This window comes from Burkholderia sp. DN3021, assembly GCF_049805555.1.
Taxonomy (GTDB): domain Bacteria; phylum Pseudomonadota; class Gammaproteobacteria; order Burkholderiales; family Burkholderiaceae; genus Burkholderia; species Burkholderia pyrrocinia_C.
Genome location: NZ_JBNCAB010000043.1, coordinates 50,716 through 60,584 on the forward strand (window position 1 = coordinate 50,716; position 9,869 = coordinate 60,584).

The 9,869-nt window shown below is 67.5% G+C and carries 8 protein-coding genes; 5 read left to right on the forward strand and 3 right to left on the reverse strand.

Translation table 11 applies throughout. The annotated features are described in order from the left end of the window. Positions 1 to 10 precede the first annotated feature (10 nt). On the forward strand, positions 11 to 2,179 hold the full coding sequence (locus tag ACPUER_RS21160; protein WP_425132022.1) for a M1 family metallopeptidase: 2,169 nt from the start codon (positions 11 to 13) through the stop codon (positions 2,177 to 2,179). A 134-nt stretch (positions 2,180 to 2,313) separates the two neighbouring features. Here the strand turns inward: ACPUER_RS21160 and ACPUER_RS21165 are convergent, their stop codons facing one another. Next, the gene (locus ACPUER_RS21165) at positions 2,314 to 3,234 is read right to left on the reverse strand and encodes a LysR family transcriptional regulator (protein ID WP_034183692.1); all 921 of its coding nucleotides are present in this window, start codon (positions 3,232 to 3,234) and stop codon (positions 2,314 to 2,316) included. Positions 3,235 to 3,395: 161 nt separating this feature from the next. Here ACPUER_RS21165 and ACPUER_RS21170 point away from each other — a divergent pair, with 161 nt between their 5' ends. Together ACPUER_RS21170 and ACPUER_RS21175 are read left to right on the forward strand one after the other, a co-directional pair. Next, positions 3,396 to 4,373, forward strand: a complete 978-nt coding sequence (locus ACPUER_RS21170; RefSeq protein WP_310141835.1) for a zinc-binding alcohol dehydrogenase family protein — start codon at positions 3,396 to 3,398, stop codon at positions 4,371 to 4,373. A gap of 24 nt (positions 4,374 to 4,397) precedes the next feature. Next, positions 4,398 to 4,550: a DUF1427 family protein gene (locus ACPUER_RS21175; protein WP_072442978.1), complete on the forward strand. Its 153-nt coding sequence runs from the start codon at positions 4,398 to 4,400 to the stop codon at positions 4,548 to 4,550. Between the two features lie 21 nt (positions 4,551 to 4,571). Here ACPUER_RS21175 and ACPUER_RS21180 read toward each other — a convergent pair whose 3' ends face one another. Together ACPUER_RS21180 and ACPUER_RS21185 are read right to left on the reverse strand one after the other, a co-directional pair. Then, positions 4,572 to 5,600 (reverse strand): transporter, encoded by a 1,029-nt coding sequence (locus ACPUER_RS21180; protein ID WP_175963185.1) that lies wholly within the window; start codon positions 5,598 to 5,600, stop codon positions 4,572 to 4,574. A 206-nt stretch (positions 5,601 to 5,806) separates the two neighbouring features. Beyond that, positions 5,807 to 6,775, reverse strand: a complete 969-nt coding sequence (locus ACPUER_RS21185; RefSeq protein WP_425132023.1) for a phage tail protein — start codon at positions 6,773 to 6,775, stop codon at positions 5,807 to 5,809. A 121-nt stretch (positions 6,776 to 6,896) separates the two neighbouring features. Here ACPUER_RS21185 and ACPUER_RS21190 point away from each other — a divergent pair, with 121 nt between their 5' ends. Both ACPUER_RS21190 and tssM read left to right on the forward strand, forming a co-directional pair. After that, positions 6,897 to 7,742 (forward strand): M15 family metallopeptidase, encoded by an 846-nt coding sequence (locus ACPUER_RS21190; RefSeq protein ID WP_034183689.1) that lies wholly within the window; start codon positions 6,897 to 6,899, stop codon positions 7,740 to 7,742. A gap of 301 nt (positions 7,743 to 8,043) precedes the next feature. Continuing rightward, on the forward strand, positions 8,044 to 9,869 hold a 1,826-nt coding region (tssM, locus tag ACPUER_RS21195), incomplete at its 3' end, for a type VI secretion system membrane subunit TssM (protein ID WP_425132024.1).

Here is a 9,869-nt window from a genome sequence, read left to right on the forward strand (position 1 = left end):
GGTTTCAGTCATGTCGATCAACATTCGCAAGATGCGTTATCTGCCGCTCGTCGCCGCACTCGCGCTCGCCGGATGCGGCGGCGACGACGGCGGCGCGGGCTCGGCTTCCGCGCTCAGCTCCGCCGGCGCGCCGCACTCGGGCTCGTCGCCCGCCGTCACCGCGCCGCCGAGCGCATCCAACGTCGACAAGAGCGTGTCGCCTGTCGAGCTGCCGGACACCGTCGTACCCGTGAACTACCGGCTGTGGTTCCGCCCGAACGAAGCGCTGAACGCGTTCGACGGTCGCGCCGACGTCGAGATCAAGGTGCTGAAGCCGGTCAACAACATCGTGATCGCCGGCCACCGGATCAAGTTCGCGAACGGCCGCATCACGCTGCAGCCGGGCAACATCCAGCTGATCGCGACGCCGCAGGACAAGGGCGACTTCTATCAGCTGCGTCCGCCGAGCGGGACCATCGCGCCGGGCAACTATTCGCTGCACATGGAGTGGTCGGGCATCATCAACTTCAAGTCGTATGACGATCCGGTCAACCACACCGGCGGCAGCTGCGGCGACGATCCGTATCCGGGCTGCTCGGCCGCGGAAGGCATCTTCCGCGTCGACCTGAAGAGCACCGACGGCACGACGAGCGGCGCGATCCTCACGCAGGGCGAAACCAACCTCGCGCGCCAGTGGTTCCCGGGCTGGGACGAGCCGGCATTCCGCCCGACCTATGAAGTGACGGCCGAAGTGCCGCAGAACTGGCGCGTCGTGTCGAACGCGGCCGAGAAGCCGTCGACCAGCGTCGGCGGCGGCTACAAGCTCGTGCAGTTCGAGAAGACCCCGCCGATGCCTTCGTACCTGCTGTTCTTCGGCGGCGGCCTGTTCGACACCTACGAGGACGACTTCACGAGCCCGCTGCCGGGCGGCAAGGGCGGCCTGCACCTGCGCGTGTTCACGCCGCCGGGCATGAAGGACTGGGCGAAGCCGGCGATGGACCGCACCAAGCAGGCGCTCGACTACTACTACCGCTACACGGGCATCGCGCTGCCGCTGACGAAGTTCGACACGGTCGCCGCAAACGACGCGTTCAAGGAGCAGAAGGACCTGAACTTCGGCGGGATGGAGAACTGGGGGTCGATCCTCGAGTTCGCCGACGACATCCTGCCGCAGCCGGGCCAGCCGATGTCGCGCTACGGCAACGAGGTGCTGACGCACGAAGTCGCGCACCAGTGGTTCGGCGATCTCGTCACGGCCGACTGGTGGGACAACGTGTGGCTCAACGAATCGTTCGCGACGTTCTTCGAGACGAAGACGACGATCCAGTTCTTCCCCGACGAGTTCAGCTGGCTCGACCAGGTGAAGAACAAGTACCGCGTGATCAATCGCGACATCGGCCCGAACGCGTTCCCGGTCGCGCCGAACTTCAACGACTGGGCGTCGAACGACTTCGTGCTGAGCGCCAGCGCGTTCACGTACGACAAGGGCGGCCACGTGCTGAAGACGCTCGAGAACTATCTCGGCGAACAGACGCTGCGCAAGGGTCTGCAACAGTACCTGGTCGACTACTCGTTCGGCAACGGCACGCCGAAGCGCCTGTGGGATGCGCTGTCGAAGGAGAGCGGCCAGTCGGTCGGCCCGATCGGCGACAGCTACGTGCGCCAGACCGGCGTGCCGCTGATCTCGCTCGACACGCAGTGCGACATGACGAAGAACCAGACGATCGTCACGCTGAAACAGCAGCCGTTCCCGAACAAGAACGCGTATCCGGGCCTGCAGTGGACGGTGCCGATCACGCTCGCGTACGGCCAGGGTCTCGCGAAACGCACGACGCTCGCGCTGAAGGACACGCAGGCGCAAACGCGGATCGACGGTTGCACGGGCGTGGTCGCGGACCCGAGCGGGCTCGACTACTACGTCGTGAACTACAGCGACGCGGCCTGGAGCGGGTTGCTCACGCAGGTCAACGGCTCGCCCGATCCGGTCCTGCTGTCGAACCTGAAGAGCGAGGCCGCGCTGCTGGTCGCGAACAACCTCGCGCCGGCTTCGCGCTCGACGTCGATCGGTTCGGTCGCTTCGCCGGCCGCGATGAAGCTGCGCCAGACGCCGACCTTCGGCGGCATCGCGCCGGCGACGAAGGAACGCCCGGCCCTGCAATACCAGGGCATCTTCAAGCCGCGCAAGGTAGTGACGCAGTAACGGTGCGCGTCCGGCCGGCGCCGCGCAGCCTGCGGCGCCGGCCGGCGTACCTCCTCCCGACCTTTGACGGGCCTCGCGAGCGAGGCCCTTTTTTCTTTCGGCGCGGCGCTATCGCCCGACGCCCCTTCCTGCGCTTACGCCCACGCGGCATCCCACGCCGGCTGCGCGAACCACGTTGCCAGGAACGCGACGAGCCGCGACGCACGCGCGCTGCCGCGAGCCTGCTGGCGCAATACGTGGATCGTCGCGTGCTCGGGCGCCGCCGCATACTGCGGCAGCACCGCGCGCAACCGTCCGTCGCGCAATGCATCCCCGGCGAGCCAGGTCGGCAGGTGCGCGAGACCGAGCCCGTCGATCGCGGCTTCGAGCAACGCCTCCGAATGATTGCTGCGAAACCGTGGCTGCGCCGGCACGTGGCGGCGGTCGCCAAAGCGCCAGGCGCCCGGCGGCGGCGCGCCATGCCACGCGAGACAGTCGTGTCCGGCGAGCGCGTCGGGCGATTCGGGCTCGCCGCGCCGCGCGAGGTAGGCCGCGCTCGCGCACAGCACGCGCCGCTGCGGCGCCAGTACGGTCGCGACGAAGCGCGTGTCCTCGAGCGGGCCGATGCGCACCGCGAGATCGACATCGGAGCCGAGCCGCGCACCCTGCAGGTCGACCATGCTGTCGGTCAGCACCAGGTCGACCTGCAGCGCCGGATGACGCTGCATGAACGCGGCCAGCGCGGCCATCAGGTGCAGGCGGCCGAACGGCGCCGGACAGTCGACGCGCAGCAGCCCGCTCGGCTCGTCGTGCTGGCTGTGCAGGTCTTCCTGCAGGCCGCGCAGCTCGGCCAGCATCCGCAGCGCGCGCCCGTACAGCAACTGCCCGGCCTCGGTCGGCCGCAGCGCATGGGTGGTGCGATGCAGGAGGCGGATGCCGAGCTGCGCCTCGAGCCGGTCGATGCGCCGCGTGACCGACGACGCCGCGACGCCCAGCCGGCGCGCGGCCGCCGAGAAGCTCTGCTGGTCGACCACGTCGACGAATAGCGCCAGATGCGGGGAAAGGAAGTCGTCCATTCAGGGGCCTCGGGTTTTGCTATGCGTAAATCGCAAAACAATCATCCTCCTTTGCGTATTTCCACGTCAAATCGCCCCGACTAGACTGCATTCATCCTTTCCACCCGTTGCACGCGCCGGCCCGCCGGGCAGCGCGGCAACCATCCGCCACGGAGATCATCATGCGCAGCATCCGCTTCGACGCCCCCGCCGCCGACATCGAGTCGCTCGACGCGCGCGTCAGGGAAATCGACCAACCCGTGCCGGCCGACGGCCAGATGCTGATCGAGGTACACGCGGCCGGCGTCAACCCGAGCGACGTGAAGGCCGCGCTCGGCCGCATGCCGCACGCGGTGTGGCCGCGCACGCCGGGGCGCGACTGGGCCGGCATCGTGCGCAGCGGCCCTGCCGAGTGGATCGGCGCGCCCGTGTGGGGGTCGGGCGGCGATCTCGGCGTGGGGCGCGACGGCTCGCACGCGGAATGCCTCGTGCTCGACGCGGCACTGGTGCGCCGCAAGCCGGCCGTGCTGACGCTCGACGAAGCGGCTGGCGTCGGTGTGCCGTTCGTCACCGCGTACGAGGGTTTGCGCCGGGCCGGCATGCCGACGGCCGACGAGGTCGTGCTGGTGTTCGGTGCGAACGGCAAGGTCGGCCAGGCCGCGATCCAGCTCGCGACCGCGCGCGGCGCGACCGTGATCGGCGTCGAGCGCGGCCCCGGCGGCTATCGCGGCCATGCATCGGGCGACGTGCACATGATCGACGCGTCGCGCTGGCCCGTCGCCGATGCCGTGCACGCGGCGACCGGCGGCCGCGGCGCGGACATCGTCTACAACACGGTCGGCAGCCCGTATTTCGAAGCCGCGAACGCATCGATGGCGATCGGTGCGCGGCAGATCTTCATCTCGACGATCGAGCGCAGCGTGCCGTTCGACATCTTCGCGTTCTATCGCGGCCAGCATACGTACGTGGGTATCGATTCGCTGCAGCTCGGCGGCGCCGCGGTCGCGCAGATCCTCGACACGCTCGCGCCCGGCTTCGGCAACGGCACGCTGCGCCCGTTCCCGATCGGCGACGACTACGTGTACCCGCTCGAACGCGCGCACGACGCGTACCGCGCGGTGCTGGCCGGTGCGCGCGAGCGCGTCATCCTCAAGCCCTGACGCCGGACCGCACGGGAGACCGCCATGATGGATTACTTGACTTCGCTCGCGGTGGGCCTCGGCGTCGGCGTGGTGTATGCGCTGCTGCACGTGCGCTCGCCGGCCCCGCCGCTCGTCGCGCTCGTCGGCCTGCTCGGGATGGTGATCGGCGAACGCGCGATCGCGCTGCTGCGCTGACGAGCTGCAACGGCGCCGGCGCTAGCGATCGTCGCGACGTCGGAACGCCCACCATGCGGCGAGCGCCGTGAAGCCCGCGACGAGCAGCACCATCAGCCAGAAGCCGTGCTTGTTCTCCGAGAACGGCACGCCGCCGACGTTCATCCCGAAGAAGCCGGCGACGATGTTGATCGGCAGCGCGATCACGGTCACGAGCGTCAGCGTGAACAGCGTCCGGTTGTTCTGCTCGTCGAGACGCGACCCGATCTCTTCCTGCAACAGCTTGATCCGCTCGTTGAGCCCGGCCAGATCGCCGAGCACCAGCGAGAACTCCTCGGTCGATTCGCGCAGCTCCTGCGTGTCTTCCACGTGCAGCCACGCGGGCGGCTTCGCGAGCAGCCGGAAGATCGACCCGGGCTCGGGCGCGAGCATGCGCTGCAGGCGTGTCAGCGTGCGGCGCATCGCGCCGAGCTCGATGCGGCTCGACGTGAGCCGCTGCGACAAAAAGCGATCCTCGATGCGATCGACGTCGATGCTCGTGCGCCGCATGATCTGGATCAGCAGGTCGGCCTGGTCGCGCAGCAGGTGCACGAGCAGTTCCGCGGGCGACCGAAACCGCTCGCCGTCGCGCACGCATGCGCGCAGCGTGTCGACCGAGCGCAGCGGCTTGAGCCGCGCGGTGACCATGATGCGCTGCTCGACGTGGACGAACAGCGTCGCGATCTCCGAAGGCGTCAGCTCGAGGTTGAACATCACGTCGTTGACGATCGCGCGCAACGCGCCGTCTTCCTGCTCGATGCGCGTCGAGCGCGAACCTTCGTGGAGGAATGCGAAGAAGCTGTCCGGCAGCCCGAGATGCGTGCGCATCCAGCGCTCGCTCGCGCCGTGCGCGAGATTGAAGTGCAGCCAGACGAAATCGTCCGACGCGACCGCGTCGCGCTCGCGGCACGTGCGCAGCCACGCGGCGGCGGCATCGGCGTCGAGCATTGCGCCGGATCCGCCCGGAACGAAGCGGAAGCCGCACACCATGCCGGACGTATCGGCGCCGTAAGTCTGTACGATCAGGTCCATCGTGTCGAAAGTCGTGCGATGCGCGGCGCGCCGCACATCGCGGGTCGCGGGCCCGCGCCGGGAAAAGAAAGGAGACGTATGCCCGACGGGCGTGACGCACTCGTGACAGTGTCGCACCGCATGATACCGGCAGCTTCCGTGCCCCAAAAACAACGCGCCGCCCAACGGGCGGCGCAGATACGGCATCGTGACGTGCAGGAGACGGATTACTGCCGCGTCTCTGACTGCGCGGCGTTCGGGCACGCGGGATCCTTGCCCCAGTGGCCGTCGCAGACGCGCCAGCGGCACAGCTGATCCTGGAAGAAGCCGCGCTCCGAACACTCCTTCACGCGCGCCCCAAGCGAGCCGGTCGCCGCCGCCGTCTTGGTCGGCACGGCCTGCGCCTTCTGCGCGGCGAGTTTCTTGTCGGCCGGCTTCGTGCGCGCGACGAGCGCCGCGAGCAGATCGGCATCCGGATCGTCCTTCCCGGCCGCCTTCGCATTCGCGGTACGCGTCGACGCCGCATCGCGGCGCTTCTTCGCCTGCGCGAGCTCGGCTTCCTGTTCCTTGCGATGCTTGCGGGCTTCGGCCTTCGTCTCGGCCTTCGTGTTGGCCTTGCCCTGCGCGGCGACCTTCGTGCTCTTCGCGGCGTCGGCCTTCGCGGTTTTCGTCGTCGCGGCCGCGGCAGCCGTGGCGGCTGCGGCAGCGCCGGCCGTGGCTGCGCCCGATGCGTCGTCGGCGCCATCGGCGAGCGCGCGCGACAGGCGGCTGTTGTCCGCGCCGGACGCGGACGACGCGGGTGCAACGGTCCGGGAAGCCGAATCGTCGTTGACGATCGTGGCCGGCTGCGCGGCGGACGCGCCATTCTGCGCGACCTGCGCGGCGGCGCCGCTGGCCGGTGCGGCCTTGGCCGGCTCGGCCGCTGCGGGCGCGGCTGCAGCCGTGACAGCGACGGCCTGCTCGCCCGAATGCTGCTGCATGCGCCATGCGCCCCAGCCGCCGACGGCAACCACCAATGCCACGACGGCCGCGATCGGCGCCTTCAGCGAACGGCGCGCCGGTTCAGCGGGCGGCGTGACACGCCCTTCCAGATTCGCGAGAATGCGAGACTGCTGAGCTCCTCCGTTGCCTTCCGGTTTAGTATCGGACAGCAGGCTGGGTGGAGTTTTCGAATTTGAATTTTCCGGCGCACTCATTCAGCGTCTCATTGAATCCTGGTTTAATTCACCGCGATAATATAGCCCGGCCTCTCAAAGCAGCCTGATTCTAAGAGCAAGCATTGCAAAACACAATCAATTCCAATTTCCGGGGATTTCGTTGATTGCCGTCGCACTCGTCGCCTATTTCGCCCTTGCCGTCGCGGTTGCGGCACTGTTGCTTTTACCGGGTATCCGCGCGACGGTTTTCGAATCCGTCGCCCAGTTTCACGGCCGTCTTACGCGCCGTGCGAACGATCGCGCCGCGCGTACGCGGAGTCAGATTGTTAAATCGGCAAGCGCTACGCGCGGCGCATTAAACGATGTGCAAAATTTACTGGTTCGGCGGCGCTTGATGATTACGGTATCGGCAGGTATTCTTGCGACGCCGCCATTGGTCGCCATTGCGTTACGCGGCCGGCAATTGTTCCAGTACGACGACACGGCGCGCGTGCCCGACGAGAAGATCGCTGCGCTGCTGCAGGGCGAACAGCTCGTGCCGCCTCCGCCGCTGCCGCCGGAAGTCTTCGCCACCCGGGAAGTCGAACAGGTGCGCCCGGCGCTGAAGGATGCGAGCCGCGACTGGAACCTGCTGGACCCGGATTTCCGTACGCGTTTGCTGCTGGTCTACAAGATCATGCACGAACAATATGGTTATGAAATGGCGCTGCTGGAAGGTTACCGGAGCCCGGAACGGCAAAACCGGCTGGCGCAGATGGGCAGCAACGTGACCAATGCGGCCGCCTTCCAGAGTTATCACCAATTCGGGCTGGCGGCCGACAACGCATTCCTGCGCGACGGCAAGCTGGTCATTTCCGAGAAAGATCCGTGGGCGATGCGCGGCTACCAGTTGTACGGCCAGGTCGCCGAGCAGGTCGGCCTGACCTGGGGGGGCCGCTGGAAAATGATGGATCTCGGGCACGTGGAATACCATAAACCCGGTTTTAAACTGGGACGCGGCAGCTAGCCAGGGCTGCCGGACAGGAAATAATGAGGGCGGCATGGGGCTTTTTAATATCCCGGCAGGAAACGATACGGGCGGCGCAAAAAATCGGGCATTCCGGTGCGCGATTTTTTGCGGCCGCCGCTTCCGTTTTAAATCTCACAGCGTCCTTTCATTAATGCGCGCGCCTTCTCCGATGCCGCGGGCGCATTGATGCCAGCCCCCTTCATCCCGTTTGACAGCATGGCGACACATCGCGGCGCCACCCTTGCCGCTCGGCGCGCCTGCGTCGCCTCACCGAATCGCACCGGAACCTGAACGTCCTATGCAACGCATCCTCAACGTGCTGACTCATCCGCGTACGCTCTCGATCGTCGGGATCGTCGCGCTAGCGGCCATCCTCTTCATCGTTGCCGACATGCTGCAACTGCCGCTCCTGTGGGCGGCGATCGCCTTCGCGGCAATCCTCGCGCTGTGGCTCGTCGTCGCGCTGTGGCGCCGCTGGCGCGTGAAGCGCGCGAACCAGCAGCTCGGCCAGGTGCTGGAAGAGCAGGCGGAAACCGGCAAGATCGCCGCACCCGCCGCCGCCGCGCTCGCGCCCGACGCGAAGACGGCCGACCTCGACGTGCTGCGCACGCGCCTGTCGGACGCGGTGAAGACGATCAAGACGTCGAAGATCGGCCAGGTCTCGGGCGACTCCGCGCTGTACGAACTGCCGTGGTACATCGTGATCGGCAACCCGGCCGCGGGCAAGAGCAGCGCCGTGCTCAATTCCGGCCTGCAGTTCCCGTTCGCGGACAAGAACAGCGCCGTGATCCACGGCATCGGCGGTACACGCAACTGCGACTGGTTCTTCACGACCGAAGGGATCCTGCTCGACACGGCCGGCCGCTATTCGGTGCACGAGGAAGACCGCAGCGAGTGGCTCGGCTTCCTCGGCCTGCTCAAGCGCTATCGCCCGAAGGCGCCGATCAACGGCATCATCGTCACCGCGAGCATCGCCGAACTCACCGGCAACCGCCCCGAATTCGCGATCAACCTCGCGAAAAACCTCCGCCAGCGCGTTCAGGAGCTGACGGAAAAGCTCGAGGTGTTCGCGCCGGTCTACGTGATGTTCACGAAGGCCGACCTGATCACCGGCTTCACCGAATTCTTCAGCAGCAGCGACAAGCACGAGTACGACCGCGTGTGGGGCGCCACGCTGCCCTACGAGCCCGACGACAAGCGCGACGTCGTCGCGCAGTTCGACACGCACTTCGAGGAACTCTACGAAGGGCTGAAGGAGATCAGCGTCGCGCAGCTGTCGCTGTCGCGCGGCAACCAGCTGTCGCCGGGCCAGTTGAGCTTCCCGCTCGAATTCTCGACGATCAAGCCGTCGCTGCGCGCGTTCCTCGCGACGCTGTTCGAGAACAACCCGTTCCAGTACAAGCCGATTTTCCGCGGTTTCTACTTCACCAGCGCGCTGCAGGAAGGCGAAACCAACAGCGCGGCCGCGCAGCGCATCGCGCACCGCTTCGGCCTCGACGCGACCGCGCTGCCGAAGCCGCACAGCGCGTTCTCGAAGAACGGCTTCTTCCTGCGCGACCTGTTCTCGAAGGTGATCTTCGCGGACCGCCAGACGGTGCGCCAGTTCGCCAGCCCGACCAAGACGCGGCTGCGCTACGCGACCTTCTTCGGCTTCGTCGCGGCGCTCGCACTCGCGCTCGGCGGCTGGACCTGGTCGACGATCGGCAACCAGCAGCTCGTCTCGAACGTGCAGGCCGACCTCGACAACGTCACGCGCCTGCAGCAGGGCCGCAACGACCTGCAGTCGCGCCTGCAGGCGATGGACATCCTCGAAGACCGGATCGAGCAGCTCGAGCAGTTCCGCCGCGACAAGCCGCTGTCGGTGTCGCTCGGCCTGTACCAGGGCGACCGTCTCGAGCAGCACCTGCTGACCGAGTACTACAACGGCGTGCGCCAGATCCTGCTGGCCCCCGTGTCGCAGAACCTCGCGTCGTTCATGAAGGACGTGAACGCGCACCCCGAGCAGCTCGTGCCGATGACCCGCCCGCCCGAATCGGGCGCCGTGCAGGGCGGCACGATGCCGGTCTCGACGAACCCGGCAGGCGCCGCACCGCAGGCCGGTGCCGCACCGGCCGCGTCCGGCAC